Origin of the sequence: Humidesulfovibrio sp., from assembly GCF_035560995.1 — a bacterium.
Taxonomy (GTDB): Bacteria; Desulfobacterota; Desulfovibrionia; order Desulfovibrionales; family Desulfovibrionaceae; genus Humidesulfovibrio.
In genome coordinates this window covers 1-20,573 of the sequence record NZ_DATMYK010000184.1, presented here as the reverse complement: position 1 = coordinate 20,573, position 20,573 = coordinate 1, and the positions used below count along the sequence as shown (strand labels likewise).

Here is a 20,573-nt window from a genome sequence, read left to right as displayed (position 1 = left end):
GGTCACGGCCAGCACGGGCCTGGCCAGCCGCCGCGAGAGGATGTACACGCCGATGCCGAGGATGACCGCAGCCACCAGCGCCACCACCACCAGGGTCAGGGCCAGGCGTCCCGCCGGGGCGAAGGCCTCGGCCTGCGACATCTCGGCCAGCAGGGCCATCTGGTAGGCGGGCATCCAGCGGTACACGCCCAGCACCTGCGTCCCGGCGTCGCTTACGTACAGGCCCCGGCCGTTCTTGCCGGAAAGGGCCTGGGCCACGCCCTCGGAGTGGGTCTTGCGCTGGGCGCTCTCCATGTCCATGCGACCGGAGGCCACCAAAAGGCTTGAGGAATCCACAAGAAATGTTTCGCCCGTGTCGCCCAGGCCCGTGCGTGAGCGGATGATCTGGGCGATGGGCTCAAGGCTCAGGTGCATGGCCAGCACGCCCAGAAGCCCACCGTTCGCGTCCTTCACGGGCATGCTCACCGTGAGCACGGAGCGCAGGGAGTCCGGCGAGGGGTACACGCTCTGCACCGCCGGTCCCTGCCGGCCCTGGATGTAGAAATTGTAGTTTGCGCGGTAGCCGTCCACGCTGGTTTCCTCGGTGGAGGCCAGCACCCGGCCCCCGGTGGGCGCCAAGAGCAGCACCTCCAGCACGTCGGGCTGCGAGTTCTTGTAGTCGTTGAACAGCGACAGCATGGCCGGTCCCGGCTGGAGCGGATGGTTCTGCCCCGCCGCCTTCAGGCCCTGCTGCGAGGCGATGAGCGAACCCAGCAGGCCCATGTCGCGCAGGCGCTCCTCCACCCAGAGGGCCAGGTCCGTCTCCTTCTGGCGCGAGGACGTCTCCAGCCGCGCGAAGGCCGCGTCGCGCAGCAGTTCGCGGCTGGCCAGCCAGCTCGCTCCGCCCACGCAGACGATGACCACCAGGGAGAGCACCAGATAGGTGCTCACCAATCGGGCCACCAGGCTTCTCTGCACGGACCAGTTCATCGCCGCTTCTACCTTTACCGCTTGGACGAAGTGAGACGGGCGCGCAGGACGGGCCTGCCGCCGGTGATGCCCACGATGAAGGTTGAGCGGGCGGGGTCGCCGCCGCCGGAGTAGGAGATGCGCCCAGTGAGCCCATCGAAGTCCGTCAAGGTGGCCAGACCGGAGCGCAGGGACACGGGGTCCGTGCTTCCGGCGCGCTTGGCCGCCGCCACCAGCAGGTCAACGGCGTCCAGGGTCAGGGCCGTGTTCTTGCTTAGAGGGGCCCCGGACTTGGCCGCCATGGCCTCCACTTCGGCCAGGCGCTTCTGCTCCGCGGCGGCCGGGACGAATTCCGTGCTGTAGACCGCCCCTTGCGCCTCGGGCAGGCTATGGAAGCCATGATCGGTGTCCCAGGAGTCGCCTCCCAGAAACAGCCCGGCATAACCGGCGGCGCGGGCCTGTTGGATCTGCGCCGCGAGATCGGGCTGAAAATTGGGCAGCAGCAGCACCTGCGCGCCAGAGGCCACAATGCGGCCGAGCTGGGCGGAGAAATCCCTGGAGCCGCTCTGGTAGGTCATCATGGTCAGGGAAGCCCCGGCAAGCTGGGAGAAGGATTCGCGGAAATAGCCCGCCAGGCCGGTGGAGTAGGGATCGGCCTCGTCGTAGAGCACGGCAGCCTTGCGCAGCTTCAGGTCGTCGTACGCATAGTGCGCCAGGGAGCGCCCCTGGTCGCTGTCCAGTTGGCAGACGCGGAAGGCGAAAGTATGTCCGCGCGTCACTTCCGGATTGGTGGCCGAAGGCGTGAGCATGGGTACGCGCAGCACCTCAAGCGCCGCGGCCACGGGAATGGCGTCGCGGCTGTGATAGGGTCCGATGATGGCCGAAACCCGCTCCTGCTGGACCAGATGGCTCATGACGCTCATGGTCTGCTCCGTCGTGCCGCCGGAGTCCTCCACCACGAGCCGCAGCCGCACTTTGCGGCCGGCAATCTCCACGCCGCCCTCGGCGTTCAGCTCGGCCACGCGCGCCTCGGCCAGGCGGTGCCCCATTATGCGGTCCGGGGAGTTCAGAGGCTCCATGAGCCCGATGCGGAATTCCTCGGCGGGGTCGCCTTTGGAGGCCGTGCAGCCGAGCAAAAGCAGCGGCAGCGCGATGAGGCACAACAGCCGAAAGGCCCGGCGAGACGACCGGTTTCCCATACGTGAGCCCTCCCTCCCGACTGGCGCGCACAGTGACTCGGGCCCATGCACAGGCCCGAAGATCCTTCGTTTGATAGTAGGTACTACTCAGACGATTGACAAGCATTCATTGCAGATCAGCGCTTCGTTGCGGCGGTTTCAGGCCGTGGTGCGGCGCTTCAAGCGGCGGCTCAGGGCCTCGATCAGTTGCCGGGCCTCGGAAAGGCCAAACAGCCGCGCCAGGGCAAAATAGGCCACGGCCCAAACCGGGATGAGCAAGGCCCAGAGAAGGTGCGTACCCGCCGTGGCATAGGCTCCCAGGCCCATGCACAGGCTGGCCGCGGCGCATTTCAGCGTGGGCGAAAGCTCCATGGGCCACTGGCCCAACCTGCGGCGCAAAAGCCAGGAAAGCAGGCCCACGTTGGCGTAGGAGGCCACCGAAACCGCCAGGGCCAGCCCGGCGTGAGCCATGAACTGCATGAGCGCAAAGCCCAGAACGATGTTCACCACTACGCAGAAGGCCGCCACCATGACCGGCAGGCGCGTGTTCTCCAGCGCATAGAAGGCTCCCACCAGCGGCCGCACCAGGGCAATGGCCGGCAGCCCCACGCCGTACGCCACAAGGGCGGTGGCCGTGGCGTGGATGGCCTCCGGCCCGAAGGCCCCGCGCCCGAACAGGAGGGCGATGAGCGGCGCGGCCAGGGCGATGAGCCCCGCCATGGCCGGCAGGCTGATGAAGAGCGAAAGCCGCATGCTGGTGCGGATGACCCCCTTGAACTCGTCCATCTGCCCGGAGGCCGCCAGACGCGAGAGGCTGGGCAGCGCGGCGGTGCTTACCGCCAGGCCGAACACGCCCACGGGAAACTGCACCAGCCGGTCCGCGTAATACAGGTACGAGATGCTGCCCACGGGCAAAAAGGACGCCAGGAGCGTGCCCAGCAGCAGGTTGATCTGGTACACGGCCGAACCCAGCACAGAAGGCAGCATGAGCCTGCCCATGCGCATGACCGCCGGGTCTTTCCAGCGCCAGGGCCCGCGCCAGGAAAAGCCCAGGCGGACAAGGAACGGCTGCTGGAACAGCCACTGCGCCAGACCGGAGGCCACCACGCCCCAGGCCAGGGCATAGGCCACGTTCCAGCCCATGGCCACGGCGAGAAGCGACGAGGCGATGAAGCCGATGTTCAGCAGGCAGGGCGCAAAGGCCGGGGCGAAGAAATGATCCATGGCGTTCAAAATGCCCATGCACAGCCCCACGGCCGAGATGAACACGATGAACGGGAAGCAGATGCGCAACAGATCCGCCGTGGTGCCGAGCAGCTCCGGATTCTTGGCGAAGCCCGGCGCGATGACCGCCGTAAGCTGCGGCGCAAAGATCATCGCCAGCAGGGTGATGACCGCCAGGATGGAGACCAGCCAGGCCAGCACCGAACGGGCCATCTCCTGGGCCCTCTCCTCGCCCTCCTCGCTGCGCACGCGGGAGAAGGTCGGGATGAAGGCCATGGTCAGCGAGCCCTCGGCGAACAGGCTGCGCAACAGGTTCGGAATGCGGAAGGCCACGAAGAAGGCATCCGCGAAGAGCCCCGCGCCCAGGGCGAAGGCGGTGATGAGATCGCGCACGAAGCCCAGCACGCGGGAGACGAGCGTCGCCCCGGCCACCGTGACGGCGCGCTTGGCTATGTGGCGTGATTCGGCGTTCATCTGCCAGCCGTATAGACCATGCGCGGCGGGCTGTCATCTGCCGGGCCGTAACCAACGGGGAGAGAGAACCGGGGGCAGGCTCCGCCTCCCCCGGCCCCCCTCCGCCAAGGGGACGAGCCCCTTGGAACCCCATGCCGCCGACGCGCGGGAGCGCATCGGCGGTAAGCCTTTTGGTCTGCGGCAAGAACCGCCCGCCGCCTTTTGGCGCGGCCGGGGCCTCGCCAAACAGCGGCGCGATGGGTTCAAGGGAGCCCCCCTTTGCGGGTCCAGGGGGTGCATACCCCCTGGCGGGGTCTGGGGCTGCGCCCCAGCGGGGTCCAAGGGGCAGCGCCCCTTTCGAGGTCCGGAGCGGCGCCCCTTGCCCTCTTATCCGAGTCCCGCCAGAACCCCGGCGATGTCCTCCGGCAGAACGACGGCCCCGCGCCTCAGGCGGTCGAAGGAGAACCCTCCCGCAAGCTCCCCGGCGGCGCAGAGCCGGGGCGCGTCCAGCAGTCCCGCGCGCCAGCCCAGGTAGCCGACGACGGCCGGGGCGGAGACGCCCGCGTGGCGCAGCTCGGCCAGCGTCAGAGACTGGTGGCGCTTGGCCAGGCGCTCGCCTTCATGGTCGAGCACAAGGGGCAGGTGCGCGTACTGCGGCGGCCGCGCGCCCAGCAGCCTGTAGAGGAAAAGCTGGCGCGGCGTGCTGGTGAGGATGTCGTCGCCGCGCACCACCTGGGTTATGCCCATGGCGATGTCGTCCAGCACCACTGCCAGCTGGTAGGCGAAGACCCCGTCGGAGCGGCGCAGGGCGAAGTCGCCGCCGCACTCGGCCAGGGTCATCTTTTGCGGCCCGGCGATGGCGTCGTCGAAGGAGAGGGAGAGGTCGTCGCAGCGCAGGCGCTGGCAGGGGCGGCGGCCCTGGCGCAGCAGGGTCTGCCGTTCGGCGGGCGTGAGGGCGCGGCAGGTGCCGGGATACGCGGGCGAGCCGTCGCCCGCGATAAGGGCGTGGGGCGCGCCGGCCAGTTCGCGCAGTTCCTTGCGCGTACAGAAGCAGGGGTACACGCGGCCCGCGCGCTCCAGCAGGTCCAGGGCCTCGGCGTAGCGCTCCAGCCGCCCGCTCTGCTCGTAGGGGCCGCAAGGACCGCCCGCGTCCGGGCCCTCGTCCCAATCCAGGCCCAGCCAGCGCAAGTCGCGCATGATTTCGTCCGCGAACTCCGGCCGTGAGCGGTCCGGGTCGATGTCCTCCATGCGCAGCACCACTTGGCCATGCGCCGCGCGCGCCGCCAGCCAGGCCAGCAGAAAGGCCCAGGCGTTGCCCAGGTGCAGGCGGCCCGTGGGGCTGGGGGCTAGGCGGCCGCGCACTGTGGTTTCGGTGTGATGCATGGGTCTTGCGGCATCATCATCCGGGCGGAAAGTCAAGTGCGCAGGTACGGAACGAAGGGCTGTCAGCTGCCAAGGCACATGAGCTGCCTCACGGACCAGGGACAGTGGCCGCACGGCACGGAAACGCCCAGGCAGTCCTGCTCGAAGGGGCCGTAGATTCCCGTGGCGTCGCTGCAGAGGCCTGCGCCGCAATCGCCGCAGGCCGGGTACTCGCCCGCGCGCGCGGCCTCGCGGAAGGCGGCGGATTCCGCCCCCGTCCAGACGTCCTCCAGGGCAGTGGCGCTGATGTTGCCGAAGCGGCGGGGCTCGACGCGCTTCTCGTCGCCCAGCACGCGGCAGGAATAGCCGTGCCACAGGAAGTGGCAGGGCGAGATGTTGCCCTGCCAGTCGATGAACGCGGCCTCCCGCTCCATGAAGCCGCAGCGGCGGTCTTCGGGTCGTTCCGGCGCGGTGAGGGGGGGCAGGCTCAGCTCCAGGCCCGCGGCCCCGGCCCGGCGGCGCGCCTCGGCGAAGATCTCCTCCAGCGCGCCCAGGTCGCCGGGATCGGTTCCGGCCAGGCGGGCCACATTGAGCCACACGCCTTCTTCCTGGGCCTGCTTGCGCATGCGCAGAAGCAGATCCATGAGGTCCTGCTCGGCCGGGCTGCGATGATACATGACCGCGGCCTTGGGCACGGAGGCGAGGTCCAGCCCGCGCGCGCCGGCTTCCTGCTGATAGCGGGAGAACAGCCGCAGGGCCGTGGCGCTGCACGGCAGGAAGAGCGACTCGGCCTCCGAGGCCGCGTCCATGGGCAGCAGGTGCGAGGCCAGCAGAAAATCCAGTCCCAGGGCGGCGGCGCGGTCCACCAGCTCGGGCAGGCGCGCGATGTTGCCGCGCATGAGCACGGTCTCCAGGCCCAGGCGCATAGGCCGCCCGGCCTTGGCCGCGGCCGCGCGCATGAGCCCGGCGAAGCGGGCCAGGGGGTCGTCCTGGGCGTCGGCCGAAGCATCCGGCGCATGCCCGAGGGCAGCGCCCGTCGCAGGCCACTCACCGGCCGAAGGCCATTCGTAAGACATGCAGGCCACGTCCAGCCCGGCGGAGGCAAGATCAAACGCCAGTCCCTGGTCCAGCAGCAGGCCGTTGGTCTGCAATCCGCACCAGCCCCCTTCGGGCAGGCGCTCCGAGACGAAGCGCACCATGCGCGGCAGCTCCGGGTGCAGCAGCGGTTCGCCCATGCCGTTCAGGATGACGGCGTGCGCGTGGCGCACGGCTCCGTCCAGGCGCTCGAACAGGGCGAAGTCCATGTCGCCGAAGCCGTCCAGCCAGCCCGGGCGGCAGCGCGCGCACATGGCGCAGGAAAGGTTGCAGCGCGTGGTGGTCTCGACGAACAGGGTCTTGGGAAAACGCGTCATGCGGGGAAAATGCTCCTTACGGCTTGCAGTCCACGTGGCACACGCTGGCGAGGGTGCCAGGATCGCTTGGGAACCAGCGCTTCTTGAGCTTCAGTGCCACGTTCACCAGGCCGATGAGCACGGGCACCTCCACCAGGGGCCCGATGACCGCGGCGAAGGCCTGGCCGGAATCGAGCCCGAACACGGCCACGGCCACGGCCACGGCCAGCTCGAAGTTGTTGGAGGCGGCGGTGAAGCTCAGGGTGGCGCTCTGGGCGTAGGTGGCCCCGGCCTTATAGGACAGCCAGAAGGAGCCCAGGAACATGACCAGGAAATAGACGAGCATGGGCGCGGCCACGCGCAGCACGTCCAGGGGCAGGGCCACCATGACCTCGCCCTTGAGGGAGAACATGACCAGGATGGTGAACAAAAGCGCGATGAGGGTGATGGGGCCTATCTTGGGTGCGAAGACCGTGTCGTACCACTCGCGCCCCTTGAGCTTAAGCCCGATAATGCGCGAGGCCAGCCCGGCCAGGAAGGGGATGCCCAGGTAGATGAACACGCTCTCGGCTATCTGGCCCATGGAGATGTTCACCGTGGCTCCCCCCGTCACATCGGAAAGGCCCAGCCAGCCGGGCAGCACGGTCAAGAACAGCCAGGCGTAGAAGGGAAAGAACAGCACCTGGAACACGGAGTTGAAGGCCACCAGCCCGGCGCAATACTCGCGGTCGCCCCCGGCCAGGTCGTTCCACACGATGACCATTGCGATGCAGCGCGCCAAGCCGATGAGGATGAGCCCGGTCATGTAGGCGTGCTGACCGGACAGGAACGCCACGGCCAGGCCGAACATCAAAAGCGGGCCGATGACCCAGTTCTGCACGAGGGAAAGCGCCAGCACGCGCACGTTCTTGAACACCTGGCCCATGAGCTCGTAGCGCACCTTGGCCAGGGGCGGGTACATCATCAAAATGAGCCCCACCGCGATGGGCACGTTGGTGGTGCCGCTTCGCATGCCGCCCACGGCGTCCTTGAGGCCGGGAAACGCAAAGCCCGCGCCGATGCCCGCGAACATGGCCGCGAAAATCCACAGGGTCAGCCAGCGGTCCAGGAACGACAACCTTCCGGTGACGGAAGCGCTCATGGCGAGCCTCCTTGTTTCAGGCTATTTGGCCAGCATCTTGTCCAGCTGGGCGTACAGGTCGCGCTTGTCCAGGTAGCCCTCGTGCCGCGCCAGCTCCTGGCCCATGGCGTCGTAGAACACCAGGGTGGGAATGACGCGCACGTCCAGGCGCGTGGCCAGCGACTGGTACCGGGTCACGTCCACGGTGACCACGGCGGCGCGGCCCCGGTACTCGCGCTGGGCGTTCTGCAAAATGGGCTTCATCAGGCGGCAGGGCGGGCAGTACTCGGCCCCGAACTCCACCACCGTCACCATGCCGATGACCGGCACCATGGGGGCCTTGGCCGTTTCCTTGGCGGGTCCGGCAAAGGCCAGCGTGGCGCAGGAAAGGGCCAGCACGAACACAAAAAGGCGCATCACTTTCCGAGCCATGCGAGAATCTCCTTTTTCGCGGGCACCTTGCCCGAGCACTTGAGCGCGCCATTGACCATCACCGCCGGGGTGGCGAAAACCCCCAGCATGGCCATTTCCTTAAAGTCCGTCACCTTGGCCACCTGGGCGATGATTCCGGTTTCGGCCAGCGCCTCGCGCACCAGTTTTTCCGTCTCGTTGCACTTGGGGCAGCCCGGCCCCAGCACCTTGATATCCATGACTCGCCTTCCTTTGGCGGGCGCTAGCCCTTCTTGAGTTCGTCCACCAGGGCGCGCATGGAGCGGCCTTCCGGGTTCTTGGCGGCGGGGTTCACGGCCAGGAGCTTTTCCCAGGTGGCAGCCGCGCCCGCAAGGTCCTTCAGGTCGTGCAGCTGCACCACGCCCTTGTTGTACAGGGCGTTCTGGTGGCGCGGGTCCAGCTTCAACGCGGTGTCGAAGGTCTCCACTGCCTTCTGGGCCTCGCCCGCCTCGCGGTGCATGATGCCAAGGTCGGTCCAGACGTCGGGGCTCACAGTGCCGAGGGCCACGGCCTTCTCGTACGCGGCGATGGACTTCTTGGCCTGGTGGGTGTCGAAGTACAGGTTGCCCAGCTCGATCCACTGGGCCTGGTCGCCGGGCTTCTGCGCCGTGGCGATCTCAAGTTCGGCGATGTGCGCCAGCTCCGCGCTATGGTCGTGGCCGTCCGCTCCCGCCTGGCCCGAAGCCGGAGCCGCAGCCGAAGCGGCCGCCTGGGACGCTTGCCCCGCGGGCTGGGACCCCAGGCGCAGCTCCATGAACATGCTGCCGATGAAGAAACCCACGGCCAGGGCGGCCACGATGCCGCCGATGAACTCGCCTTTGCTGAAGGTGCGCGCCTTTTCGGCCATGCGATTATTCTCCTTGGCTGCCCGCGCGCCGGAAGCGCCGCGGATGTTTGTCGTCAGGTGGTCGCGTTTACAGAATCGCGTTGAACAAAAAGCCCACGAACAATATCCCCAGGCCCACAACGCCGATGAAGGCCGCCAGCAGCCGGGGCTTGAGCACCTTGCGCAGTATGACCATCTCCGGCAGCGAAAGCGCGATGACGGCCATCATGAAGGCCAGCACCGTGCCCAGCGCCGCGCCCTTTTCCAGCAGGGCGTGCACCACGGGAACGATGCCCGCCGCGTTCGAGTACATGGGAATGCCGATGCCCACGGCCACGGGCACGCTCCACCAGGCGTCCTTGCCCATGACGGCGGCCAGGAAGCCCTCCGGCACGTACCCGTGGATGCCCGCGCCCACGGCGATGCCCGCCACCACCCAGAGCCAGACCTTGCCCACGATGTCGCGCACGGCCAGCGCCCCGGCGTCGATGCGGTCGGCCCAGGTCTGCTGGTCCGGGGCGTCTCCGCCATTGGCCAGGCTTTCCGTGCGCACGGCCTGCACCCAGTCCTCCACATGCCTTTCCAGCCCCAGCTTGCCGATGACAAAGCCGGAGACCATGGCCACAGCGAGCCCGGCTCCCATATAGATGGCCGCCACCTTCCAGCCCAGCAGGCCGTACAGCAGCACCACGGCCACCTCGTTCACCATGGGCGCGGAGACGAGAAAGGAGAAGGTGACGCCGAGCGGCACCCCGGCCCCCAGGAAGCCGATGAACAGCGGCACGGCCGAGCAGGAGCAGAACGGCGTGACGATGCCGAGCAGCGCGGCCAGCACGTTGCCCAGGGCCTCGTTTTTGCCCGCAAGCAGCCTGCGCGTGCGCTCCGGGGTGAAGAAGCTGCGCAGCACGCCCACGAAGAAGACGATGAGCGCCAGCAGCATGAGCACCTTGGGCGTGTCGTAGAAGAAGAACTCCACGCTGGCGCCCAGGTGGCTGGAAAGATCCAGGCCGAGGATGGCCTGCGTGAGAAAGCGGGCGATGCCCGGCAGCATGTTGTACAGATTCCACCAGATGATGAGCGCGGCAAAGGCCAGGCCGAGCTTGCCCGGCAGGGTAGACGGCGGGGCCAGGGCCTCGGCCACGCGCCTGTCCCGGGCCTCGGCCTGGGCGCGGCGGTTCGCTTCGCGCTGGGCGCGCAGCATCTCGCGCGCCTCGCGCACGGTCTTGGGCTTGCAGTCGCAGGGGGCCATCTCCAGGGGCTTTTGATCCTTCACCGGTTCCTTCACCGCGCTACCTCCCGGCCAGCCAGGCCGTGATGGCCGCTTCGATGTCGTCGCGCACGGCGCGCACCTTGGACAACTGTTCTTCCGGCATGCCGTCCACCGTGCCGGGGTCGTCGAAGCTCCAGCGCTCCGTCACCTGCACGCCGGGCACAAAGGGGCACAGGCCCGCGGCCTTGCTGCACACGGTGATGACCACATCGAACTGCCGGCCCTGGGCGGCCAGTTCGGCCACGGCCTCGGCCACCAGCTTGGTGCGCTTTTGCGAAATATCGATGCCGCGCTCGGCCATGACGGCCACGGCCAGCGGATTGATGGGCGCGGGTTCTATGCCCGCGCTGCGGGCCTCATAGCGGTCTCCGGCCAAATGGTCCAGCAGGGCCTCGGCCATCTGGCTGCGGGCGGAGTTCTGCCCGCACACGAACAGCACGCGGGTCTTTTCAACTGTGGCGGAACTCATGGGCGCAACTCCTTTTCCTTGGGCGCGGCGGCGCACGGTCCGCCCTTGCCGTTCTTCCCAAAGGGCCCGTCCGCCGCCAGGGAAGCCTTGAGCTTCGCCAGGGCCGGGTCGTCCTCCAGCCAGCCGGACAATTTTTCCAGCAAGGCGCGGGCATAGGGCGAGGCCGGGTTCTCGGCCACGCGGTAGTGCACCCAGGGCCCCACCTTGCGTCCGGTCACCAGCCCGGCGTCGGAAAGCACCTTCATGTGCCTGGAAATGGTGGGCTGCGCAAGCTTGAGCGCCCGTATGATCTCGCAGGCGCACAGCTCGCGCGCGCCCAGAAGCTTCAAGATGGTCACCCGTCCGGGATCGGACAGGGCTTTCATGACCCGCACCAGTTGGTCCATGCCGCCCTCCTCATTTCGAGACATAGCAATATTGCTATATGGCGTGAGAGTCAAGTCCAGAAGGCAAACCTCGCGCACAGAGGACAAAGAGCGCCGCCGCAGGTTGCCCCGGGGGAAGAAATGTGCGAGATTCCATATGCGCTCTCCAGTCCCCCCCAGGCCGAGGGCGCCCGGCCATTTGAGGAGGGTCCATGCGCGAACTCGCCCAATTGCTGCGCCAAAGCGAACCCTGGTTGCTGGAGCGCGTGCAGTCCTACGCCAGGGAGCGCGGCTACGCGCGGCACACCACGGCCCTGCGCATGGCCTGGGAGCTGTCCATCACCCGGCTTTCCTCCGCCCTGCGCCAGGCCATCCCCGGCGGGCTTTCCGCCGTGGAGATGGGCCCGGACGACGCCTTCGTGGCCACCCAGCTTGAGGCCTTCGCCGTGGACGAGGCCCGCCTGCACAGGGCGCGCGGCGTGCCCCTGGGCATGTTCCTGGGCCTTTTGTCCTACTATCGCCAGGGCTACCTGGACCTGGTGGAGGAAAGCCCGCTGGAGGCGGACCAGAAGGCCGAGGCCCTGCGCTTCGTGGCCCGTTTTTTCGACCGCCTGAGCACGGGCGTGGCCGTGGAATGGAACAAGGGCGGCGAGGCGGCGGCCGTGGACGAAATGCGCGCGGCCTCCTTGCGCGCCCAGACCCAGAGACACCATTTCTCCGCCGTGTTCCAGGCCCTGCCCAGCGCCGTGCTCCTGGCCGACCCGCAGAACCGCGTCATCGACCTGAACCAGAGCGCCTGCCGCTGGCTGGGCCAGAACATGGCCGAGCAGCTGGGCATAGAGGGCGGCGCCTGCCCCCACCGCGACAGCTTCCTGGGCGTGGACGTGGCCACCCTGCTGCCCTGGATAGGCCCGGCCCTGGAACGCATGCGCCACGGGCTCTCCGACGAGCAGGCCGAACTGGGCAGCGTGCCCGCGGGCGAAAAGCTGACCTTTCTGGACACCCGCCTGTACCCGCTCTTCGGGGTCAGCGGAACCTTCGAGGGCGTGGTGGTGGTCATCCAGGACGTGACCGCCCTGCGCGACGCCAACGAGACCCAGGCGCGCATCGCCTCTGAGCTGCGCGGCCAGCTGCGCGAGGCCTCCGGCCTGAACCGCCTGGCCGAGGTGCTGAGCCAGGGCGCGGAAAGCGAAGAGGAATTGCTGCAAAAAGTGGCCGAGGTGCTGCCCCGCTGCTGGGACGCGCCCGGCAGCCTGAGCGCGCGCATCGACTTTGACGAGCAGACCTACCTGAGCGCCGATGGGGTGGAGGAATTCTGCCCGCAGCGCATGGAAGAAGCCTTGAACGTCTTCGGCAAAGAGCGCGGATACGTGCGCCTGTGCGGCGGCGAGGGAGTCCACGCCTTCCAGGGCGCGGACGCGGCCACCTTGAAAGCCATGGCCCGGCAGCTGGAGCACGTGCTGGAAACGCGCATCTCCCTCTCGCTATTGAGCAAGTCCGAGCGGCAGTTCCGCGGATTCTTCAACAGCGCGGCCGACGCCATCTTCATCCACGACGGAACTGGCCGCATCCTTGATGCCAACACCAACGCCGGGCTCTGGCTCAACCTCTCCGCGGAGAGCCTCTTCGGCACCTGCCTGCTGGAAAGCGTGGCCGAGGCCGAACGCGAGACCGTGGCCGCGCGCTTCCAGAATGCCCTGCGCGGCACGCCGGAACTGTTCCAGGCCACCCTGAAGCGCCGCGACGGCTTCTCCATCCCGGTGGAGCTGCTGTGCCAGGCGCAGGAATTCCAGGGCCAGCCGGCGCTTTTCACCAGCGGCAGAAACATCACCGGCCGCCTGCGCGCCCAGGCGGAGATCGAACGCAGGCTGGAGACCGAGGCGCTGGTCTCGGCCATCTCCGGACGGCTCATCAACACCGGCGACGGCGACATGACCAGGGCCATCGAGGACTGTCTGGCCGACCTGTGCCGCTTCATCGACATGCCGCGCGGCGCCGTGTTCCTCTTCGACCCGCGGAAGAAGGCCCTGACCCTGACCTACCAGCAGCGCGCCAGCAACGAGACGGCCCTGCCGGAAAGCCTGCGGCGCATCGGGCCGGGCAAGGCCCCCTGGTTCACGGAGCGCATCCTGGCGGGCGAGCGCGTGGCCATCCGCGACGCCGAGCACATGCCTCCGGCCGGCAGAAAGGAGAAGGCCCTGCTGACCCAGGCGGGCATAGCCAGCCTGGTCGCCGTGCCCATGACCGTGGAGGACCGCCTGCTGGGCGTGCTGGCCCTGGCCTCGGGCACGCCCTGGGACACGGCCCGGCTCATCGGCTCCCGCGTCATCGACCAAGCCACGCTGCTTTTGGCCAACGCCATAGAGCGCCAGCGCACCGGCGCGGCCCTGCGCCAAAGCGAAAGCCTGGCCCGCGCCATTCTGGACGCCCTGCCCGCCAACCTCTGCGTGTTGGACCGGCGCGGCGTGCTGACCATGGTCAACAAGGCCTGGGCGGCCACCGGCCCGGAAAGCACCCCCCTGGGAGGAGAAGGCCAACGCCTGGCCCTGGGCGGGAATTATCTGGAAGCCTGCCGCGCGGACACGGACAACCCCCACGCCGCGGGCGCCCTGGAAGGCATCCTGGCCGTGCTTGCGCGCCGGGTTCCCTCCTTCCGGCTGGAGTATCCGAGCCGCGTGGCAGGAGAGCCCAGGTGGTTCGTCATGCAGGCCACGCCCTTTGCCAAGGGCATGGCCGGGGCCGTGGTCTCCCACCGCGACATCACCGAGCGCATGCGCGCCATCACCGAGATGCGCGAAAGCGAGGAACGCTTCCGCATCATCGTGGAAACGGCCCAGGAAGCCGTCGTCAAGATCGACGCGAACAACGCCATCACCTATTCCAACCCGCGCGCCAGCACGCTTTTCGGCTATGCGGCGGAGGAAATGCGGGCCCTCACCCTTTTCGACATCATGGACCCGGCGGACCGGCCGGTGCTGCTGCAAAAGCTCAAGCGCCGCCGTCAGGGGCACTCGGACCAGTACGAGCTGCGCTTCCGGCACAAGCACGGCCACCGCATCTGGACCATGGTCAACGCAAGCCCCCTGCGCACCCCGGACGGCGGCTTCGCAGGATCCATCGGCATGATCACCGACATCACCGACCGCGTGCGCGCCGAGGCGCGCCTGCGCAGGAACGAGGCCCGGTACCGCTCCCTGGTGGAATCCATGCACGAGGGGCTGGTCATGGCCCGGCGCGGCGGGGTCATCACCTACGCCAACGACCGCTTCTGCGCCATGCTGGGCAGAAAGAAGCCGGAACTTATCGGCCGGCCCCTGGCCGAATTCGCGGAAGCGGGCAGCCAGCCGCGCCTGGTCTTGATGCTTTCGGCCAGCCATGCGGACGGCCAGGCCGGCGGACCGGAGGAGATCCTTTGGGAGCACACGGGCGGCCAGCACATCTACTCCCTTGTCTCTCCTTCCGTGTACGCCGACGAAGAGGGCAAGGCCGTGGGCTTCTTCGCCGTGGTGACGGACACCACAGACCGCAAGGGGCTCGAATCACAGCTCCTGCACTCGCAGAAGCTGGAGGCCATCGGCCAGCTGGCCGCGGGCATCGCGCACGAGATCAACACCCCGGCCCAGTACGTGGGCAACAACACCCAGTTCATCAAGGGCGCCTTCGACGACCTGCTGGCCGTGATCCAGGCCACGCAGGAGCTTGTGGCCGGGGCCAAGAACGCCTGCCCCGGGCCAGCAGAGATAGAAAAGCTCGAAAAGCTCATGGAGGATCGGGATGTCAGCTATCTGGCGGCGGAGGTGCCCGGCGCCATCAACCAGACCCTGGAAGGCGTGGAGCGCATCAGCACCATCGTGCGCTCGGTGAAGCAGTTCGCGCATCCCGGCGCGGCGGTAATGGCCCCGGCGGACCTGAACGAGTCCATGAAGAGCACGGCCACGGTCTCGCGCAACGAGTGGAAATACGTGGCCGAGCTGGACCTGGACCTGGACCCGGCCCTGCCCCTGGTCGTGTGCATGATCGGCGAACTGAACCAGGTGGTGCTGAACCTCATCATCAACGCGGCCCACGCCATCGCCGACGCCAAGAAGCTCGACCCGGAGCGCGAGGGGCGCATCACCCTGGCCACGCGCTTCACCCCGCCCTGGGCCGAAATACGCGTTTCCGACACGGGCACCGGCATTCCCCCGGCGGCCCAGGCCAAGATCTTCGACCCCTTCTTCACCACCAAGGAAGTGGGCCGGGGCACGGGCCAGGGCCTCACCATCTCGCGCAGCATCGTGGTGGAAAAGCACAAGGGCCAGCTGTTCTTCGAGACCAAGCAGGGCGCGGGCACCACCTTTGTGGTGCGCCTGCCCCTGGAACAAGCCGAGTAGCGAGGCACAATGAAGCGCACCATCCTCTTCGTCGACGACGAGCCGAACATACTCATGGGCCTGAAGCGCATGCTGCGCCCCATGCGCGACAAGTGGGAGATGCTCTTCGCGGGTTCCGGGCCGGAGGCCCTGGCCATAATGGCCGCCCAGCACGTGGACGCGGTGGTTTCCGACATGCGCATGCCCGGCATGGACGGCCCGCAGCTCTTGCGCCGCGTCATGCAGGAGCACCCGGACACCATCCGCTTCGCCCTTTCCGGCTATTCCGACCAGGAGATGGTGGAGCAATCCATCGCCCCCACGCACCAGTACCTCACCAAGCCCTGCGACGAACGGCAGCTGGTGAGCGCCCTGGAAATGGCCATGAACGCGCGCGAACTGGTGCCGAACAAGGCCGTGCTGGACAAGATCGCCCGGGTGGAGCACCTGCCCGTGCTGCCGGAAATCTACAACCGCATCACGGCGGAGCTGGCCAAGGGCGAGCCCTCGCCCAAGGAGATAGGCGACATGGTGGCCCAGGACGTGGGCATGAGCGCCAACATCCTGAAGCTCGTCAACTCGGCCTACTTCGGCCTGCCGCGCCACATCGCCGCGCCGCAGCAGGCGGTCATCGTGCTCGGGGTCAACGTCATCCGTTCGGTCATCCTTTCGCTGCACGTGTTCCAAAGCTTCGAGCACATGGGCCGGGCGTCCTTCTCCCTGCCCATGCTCTGGGGGCACAGCATGCGCACCGGGGCCATGGCCCGCACCATCGCCCAGCACGAGTCCCTGCCCAAGGAGGAGGTCGACCACGCCTACATAGCCGCGCTGCTGCACGATGTGGGCAAGCTCATCATGGAGGCCCACTGCGCCGACGAGTGCGTGCGCATCTATGAGGTTGTGCGCGCGGAAAACCGCCGCGTGGCCGAGGTGGAGGCCGAGCAACTGGGCTTGACCCACGCCGAGGTGGGGGCCTATCTGCTGGGCCTTTGGGGCCTGCCGCCCCAGGTGGTGCACGCCGTGGCCCGCCACCACGATCCGCTGCCGAAACCCGGGGCCCTTGGCGCGGCCGATCTCGTCCATTTCGCCAACCTGCTGGACCACGAGATTTTCGTATTCAACGAACACTACGCCAAGGCGACGCCCACGCCGGAGCGCCTGGACGCCATCGGCGGGCCGGAGCGCTATGCCGACTGGCGCAAGCACGTGCTCATCATGGGCCTGGGCTCGGAGGACAAATGAACCGGAAGGCGCTTTTCGTCGACGACGACGTGAACCTCTTGGACAGCTTCCGCCGCCAACTGCGCAAGAAGGCGGACCTCACCATCGCAGAGGGCGCCAAGGCGGGCATAGAGGCCGCCGCGCGCCAGGGGCCCTTCGCCGTGGTCATAAGCGACTACAACATGCCGGGCATGAACGGCGTGGACATGCTGCGCGTCATCCGCCACGGCAGCCCGGACACGGTGCGCGTGCTCTTGACCGGCCACGCCGACCTGGAGATCGCCATCCAGGCCGTGAACGAGGGCAACATCTTCCGCCTGCTGACCAAGCCCTGCCCGCCGGAAACCATCGAAAAGGTGCTGGACGACGCTTTCCGCCACCACGACCTCATCACCGCCGAGCGCGAACTGCTGGAGAAGACCCTCACCGGCAGCGTGGCCGTGCTCTGCGACCTCATCTCCCTGGTGAAGCCGGACGTCTTCGGCCGGGTGTCGCGCATTCTGCCGTACTTGCGCGGGGTGAGCAAACGGGTGGCCGATCCGCGCGCCTGGGAGACCGAGACCGCGGCCATGCTCTCCGTTGTGGGCTTCATCACCCTGCCCGACTCGCTCATCAACAAGGTGGAGAAGGGCCGCCCCCTGACCGATGCCGAAATGGCCCAGTTCCTGGGGCACCCGGCCTTTGGCGCGCGCCTGGTGGCCAAGATCCCGCGCATGGACCGCGTGGCAGACATCGTGGCCTACCAGGAAAAGCACTTCGAGGGCGGCGGCGTGCCCAAGGACGACATGAAGGGCGAGCAGATACCGCTTGGCGCGCGCATCCTGAAGGCCGTGGTGGACTTCGACATCCTGCTGGCCAACGGCATGCAGAAGGGCGAGGCCATGCTCAAGCTGGAGCGGCGCAAGGGCGTGTACGACCCGGCCGTGCTGGCCGCGCTCAACCAGGTCATCAGCGAGCAGGCCCGCTACACACTGCAGAAGGTGCATCTGATCGGCCTGGCCCCGGGCATGATCATGGCCGAGGACCTGTACGGCCAGCGCGGCACGGAGACCATTCTGCTGGTGGCCAAGGGCCGCGAGCTGAACGAAACCGTCATCGAATTCCTCATCGACAATGCCCGCACCATCAAGATCAACCAACCCGTGGCTGTCATCCAGCCCATGCCTTAGGAGAATCCCTTGCCCGGCCAGACCCCCCTCTGCGCGGAACGCGGCAAACCGCGCATCCTGCTTGTGGACGACGATCAGAACCTGCTTGATTCCTTCCGGCGCCTGCTGAAGGACGACTTCGACCTGTTCACCGCCGAGAGCGGCCAGGACGCCCTGGGCGTGCTGGCCGCCTGCGGCCCCTTCACCGTCATCATAAGCGACCTCAAGATGCCCGGCATGGACGGCATCGAACTGTTGTCGCGCGTGTCGCGCTCCAGCCCGGACACGGTGCGCATCCTGCTCACCGGCCATGCCGACATGCAGGCCGCCATCGACGCCGCGAACCTGGGCTACGTCTACCGCTTCCTCACCAAGCCCTGCCCGCCGGAGATCCTGCGGCTTTCGGTGGAGGCCGCCTGCCGCCACGCGGAACTGGTGCGCGACCAGCGTGAACTCTTCGCCCTCAAGCGCTGCAAGGTGCTGCTGGAGGGCATCGTGCGGGGCTTTTCCGCCCTGGTGGAGGCGCGCGACGTGTACCTGGCCGGGCACCAGCAGCGCGTCACCGCGCTGGCCCTGGCCATGGGCCGGGAAATGGGCCTCACCGGCGCGGACCTGGACACCCTGCGCATCGCCGGGCTCTTGCACGACATCGGCAAGGTCTACGTCCCGGCGGACTTCCTGAACCGCCCCGGCATCCTGCGGGCGGAGGAACTCTCCGTCATCCAGATGCACCCGGAGGTGGGCTACGACATTTTGAAGCACCTGGACCAGGACTGGCCCGTTGCGGTCATCATCCGCCAGCACCACGAGCGCATGGACGGCTCCGGCTATCCGCAGGCACTCCTGGGCCGCTTCATCGTGCAGGGGGCGCGCATCCTGGCCGTGGCCGACGTGGTGGACGCCATGTGCTCGCACCGGCCCTACCGGCCAAGCCTGGGCATCACCGCCGCCCTGGCCGAGATAGAGAAGAACGCCGGCAGGCTGTACGACGAGCGCGCGGCCGAGGTCTGCCTCGAACTCTTCCGCGAGAAGGGCTACAAGCTGGGCGACCCGGACCCCGAAATCTAGCCCCCGCGCGGGCCCCAGGATTTCCGCAAGCATCCGCTGGACAAAAGAAAAAAAGGGGCTACACTCCAGGAATCGTTCCCAACAACAACAGGGGAGGCGTCATGAACATCGCCATAGTGTATTACTCAATGTACGGACACATCCGGGCCATGGCCCAGGCCGCGGCCGAAGCCGCAGGACAGGTTCCCGGCGTCACGGCGACCATCTACCGCGTGCCCGAGACCCTGCCCGACGAGGTGCTGGCCAAGATGGGCGCCCTCGACGCGGCCAAGGCCCAGGCGGCGGTGCCCCTGGCCACGCCGGAGATCCTGGCCGCGGCGGACGGCGTGCTGTTCGGCACGCCCACGCGCTTTGGCAACATGACCGGCCAGATGCGCCAGTTCCTCGACTCCACCGGCGGCCTGTGGGCCAAGGGCGCGCTGGTGGGCAAGCCCGCCGGGGTGTTCACCAGCTCCGGCACGCAGCACGGCGGCCAGGAGTCCACCATCCTGACCTTCATCCCCACCCTCATGCATCAGGGCATGGTGGTGGTGGGCCTGCCCTACACCTTCCAGGGGCAAATGGGCGTGGACGAGATCGTGGGCGGCTCGCCTTACGGGGCCAGCACCATCGCCGGGGGCGACGGCTCGCGCATGCCAAGTGCGCGAGACTTGGACGGCGTGCGCTTCCAGGCCCGCCACCTGGCGGAAATCGCCAAGAAGCTTGCGGCCTAGGCGCAGGTTTTTCTGGCATGCGCCAGGAGAATGTGCCATAGACAAACCGTACTCCGTTCCCCGTTCTCCCCGGATCAGCCCGGCGGAGACGGGGACGGCCAACCCACGCGATACTTTCCGGGAGGCATCATGAAAAAGCTCGCCATTGTCCTTACCCTGGCCCTGGCCACCGCCTTCGCCGCTTCCGCCGCCTTCGCGGCCGACGGCAAGACCCTGTACGCCAAATGCGCCGGCTGCCACGGAGCCGACGGAACCAAAACCGCCCAGAGCAAAGCCCTGAAGGGCCTGAGCGCCGACGCCTTCACCAAGGCCATGGAAGGCTACAAGGCCAAGAAGTTCGGCGGTCCCAAGAAGGCCGTCATGGAAGGCCAGGCCGCCGCCCTCTCGCCCGACGACATCAAGGCCCTGGCCGCCTATGTGAGCAAGTTCTAACACTGGCGAAACACTGGCCGGGCGCGGGCAAGCCCCTTGCGTCCGGCCGTTTTTCCCGCCTCGCTCCGACACCACCTCGCCCTTTGAGGAGACGCGCATGAAACGCATGGCCATCATTCCGGCCCTGATTCTGAGTGTGGCCCTGGCCGCCACGGCGCTGGCCACGGAAAACCACAGCGCCGGGCACGCGCCCGACGGACAGGCCGTATACACGGCCAAGTGCCAAAGCTGCCACGGGGCCGACGGCTCCAAGTCGCTTTTGAGCAAGCCGGTGAAGGGCCTGAAGGCCGAGGCCGTGGTTGCGGCCATGAACGGCTACAAAGCCAAGACCTACGGCGGCGGAAAGAAGGCCACCATGGAAAATCTGGCCGCCCAGATGTCCGACGCGGACATCAAGGCCGTGGCCGAGTACATCGGGAAGCTGTAGCCGTGCGCCGCGCCGCCCTGCTCGCGGCCGTCCTGCTCGTCCTCGCCAGCGCGGGGAGCGCCGGGGCGGCCAGCACGGCTGGCGATCCCCCCGTCGCACAGCCAAAGCACGAAACCATGCACGAGGCCACACCCGTGGCCAAGCACGAGCATCCGC

General features: G+C 67.8%; 19 protein-coding genes. 7 read left to right on the top strand and 12 right to left on the bottom strand.

The window, feature by feature from the left end:
- From VN419_RS07165 to VN419_RS07110, 12 genes are all read right to left on the bottom strand, one after another.
- Positions 1-969 (bottom strand): cache domain-containing protein (locus tag VN419_RS07165; RefSeq protein WP_325645940.1); only part of this gene is annotated, 969 nt, incomplete at its 3' end.
- Between the two features lie 14 nt (positions 970-983).
- Positions 984-2,147 carry an ABC transporter substrate-binding protein gene (locus VN419_RS07160; RefSeq protein ID WP_325645938.1) on the bottom strand — a complete coding sequence of 388 codons (1,164 nt, stop codon included), beginning with the start codon at positions 2,145-2,147 and terminating at the stop codon, positions 984-986.
- Positions 2,148-2,285: 138 nt separating this feature from the next.
- Positions 2,286-3,824, bottom strand: coding sequence for a murein biosynthesis integral membrane protein MurJ (gene murJ / locus VN419_RS07155; protein ID WP_325645936.1), 1,539 nt, complete (start codon positions 3,822-3,824; stop codon positions 2,286-2,288).
- Positions 3,825-4,190: 366 nt separating this feature from the next.
- A complete protein-coding gene (gene gluQRS, locus VN419_RS07150; protein WP_325645934.1) occupies positions 4,191-5,186 on the bottom strand; it encodes a tRNA glutamyl-Q(34) synthetase GluQRS in 996 nt (331 codons plus the stop codon).
- Positions 5,187-5,248: 62 nt separating this feature from the next.
- Complete coding sequence (locus tag VN419_RS07145) at positions 5,249-6,577, bottom strand: radical SAM/SPASM family putative metalloenzyme maturase (protein WP_325645932.1); 1,329 nt, start codon at positions 6,575-6,577, stop codon at positions 5,249-5,251.
- Between the two features lie 16 nt (positions 6,578-6,593).
- Positions 6,594-7,697: an ACR3 family arsenite efflux transporter gene (arsB, locus tag VN419_RS07140; protein ID WP_325645930.1), complete on the bottom strand. Its 1,104-nt coding sequence runs from the start codon at positions 7,695-7,697 to the stop codon at positions 6,594-6,596.
- A gap of 21 nt (positions 7,698-7,718) precedes the next feature.
- Positions 7,719-8,108: a thioredoxin family protein gene (locus tag VN419_RS07135; RefSeq protein ID WP_325645928.1), complete on the bottom strand. Its 390-nt coding sequence runs from the start codon at positions 8,106-8,108 to the stop codon at positions 7,719-7,721.
- Positions 8,093-8,326, bottom strand: a complete 234-nt coding sequence (locus VN419_RS07130) for a thioredoxin family protein (RefSeq protein ID WP_325645926.1) — start codon at positions 8,324-8,326, stop codon at positions 8,093-8,095. The genes VN419_RS07135 and VN419_RS07130 overlap by 16 nt, the downstream gene beginning before the upstream one ends.
- Before the next feature lie 23 nt (positions 8,327-8,349).
- Positions 8,350-8,973 carry a tetratricopeptide repeat protein gene (locus VN419_RS07125; protein WP_325645924.1) on the bottom strand — a complete coding sequence of 208 codons (624 nt, stop codon included), beginning with the start codon at positions 8,971-8,973 and terminating at the stop codon, positions 8,350-8,352.
- A gap of 67 nt (positions 8,974-9,040) precedes the next feature.
- Positions 9,041-10,003 carry a permease gene (locus tag VN419_RS07120; protein WP_325645942.1) on the bottom strand — a complete coding sequence of 321 codons (963 nt, stop codon included), beginning with the start codon at positions 10,001-10,003 and terminating at the stop codon, positions 9,041-9,043.
- A 238-nt stretch (positions 10,004-10,241) separates the two neighbouring features.
- The gene (locus VN419_RS07115; protein ID WP_325645922.1) at positions 10,242-10,691 is read right to left on the bottom strand and encodes an arsenate reductase ArsC; all 450 of its coding nucleotides are present in this window, start codon (positions 10,689-10,691) and stop codon (positions 10,242-10,244) included.
- Positions 10,688-11,077 (bottom strand): metalloregulator ArsR/SmtB family transcription factor, encoded by a 390-nt coding sequence (locus tag VN419_RS07110; protein WP_325645920.1) that lies wholly within the window; start codon positions 11,075-11,077, stop codon positions 10,688-10,690. Before VN419_RS07110 ends, VN419_RS07115 begins: the two co-directional genes overlap by 4 nt.
- 191 nt (positions 11,078-11,268) lie before the next feature.
- Between VN419_RS07110 and VN419_RS07105 the strand changes: the two genes are divergently transcribed.
- The 7 genes from VN419_RS07105 to VN419_RS07075 all read left to right on the top strand — a co-directional run bounded on the left by VN419_RS07105 (position 11,269) and on the right by VN419_RS07075 (position 20,417).
- Positions 11,269-15,429 (top strand): PAS domain S-box protein, encoded by a 4,161-nt coding sequence (locus VN419_RS07105; protein WP_325645918.1) that lies wholly within the window; start codon positions 11,269-11,271, stop codon positions 15,427-15,429.
- A gap of 9 nt (positions 15,430-15,438) precedes the next feature.
- Positions 15,439-16,650, top strand: a complete 1,212-nt coding sequence (locus tag VN419_RS07100) for a response regulator (RefSeq protein WP_325645916.1) — start codon at positions 15,439-15,441, stop codon at positions 16,648-16,650.
- Positions 16,647-17,798, top strand: coding sequence for an HD domain-containing phosphohydrolase (locus tag VN419_RS07095; RefSeq protein WP_325645914.1), 1,152 nt, complete (start codon positions 16,647-16,649; stop codon positions 17,796-17,798). The genes VN419_RS07100 and VN419_RS07095 overlap by 4 nt, the downstream gene beginning before the upstream one ends.
- Before the next feature lie 9 nt (positions 17,799-17,807).
- Positions 17,808-18,845: an HD-GYP domain-containing protein gene (locus VN419_RS07090; protein ID WP_325645912.1), complete on the top strand. Its 1,038-nt coding sequence runs from the start codon at positions 17,808-17,810 to the stop codon at positions 18,843-18,845.
- 101 nt (positions 18,846-18,946) lie between these two features.
- Complete coding sequence (gene wrbA, locus VN419_RS07085) at positions 18,947-19,558, top strand: NAD(P)H:quinone oxidoreductase (RefSeq protein WP_325645910.1); 612 nt, start codon at positions 18,947-18,949, stop codon at positions 19,556-19,558.
- 129 nt (positions 19,559-19,687) lie between these two features.
- Positions 19,688-19,990, top strand: coding sequence for a c-type cytochrome (locus VN419_RS07080; RefSeq protein ID WP_325645908.1), 303 nt, complete (start codon positions 19,688-19,690; stop codon positions 19,988-19,990).
- 97 nt (positions 19,991-20,087) lie between these two features.
- Positions 20,088-20,417, top strand: coding sequence for a c-type cytochrome (locus tag VN419_RS07075; RefSeq protein ID WP_325645906.1), 330 nt, complete (start codon positions 20,088-20,090; stop codon positions 20,415-20,417).
- The last annotated feature ends 156 nt before the right edge of the window (positions 20,418-20,573 follow it).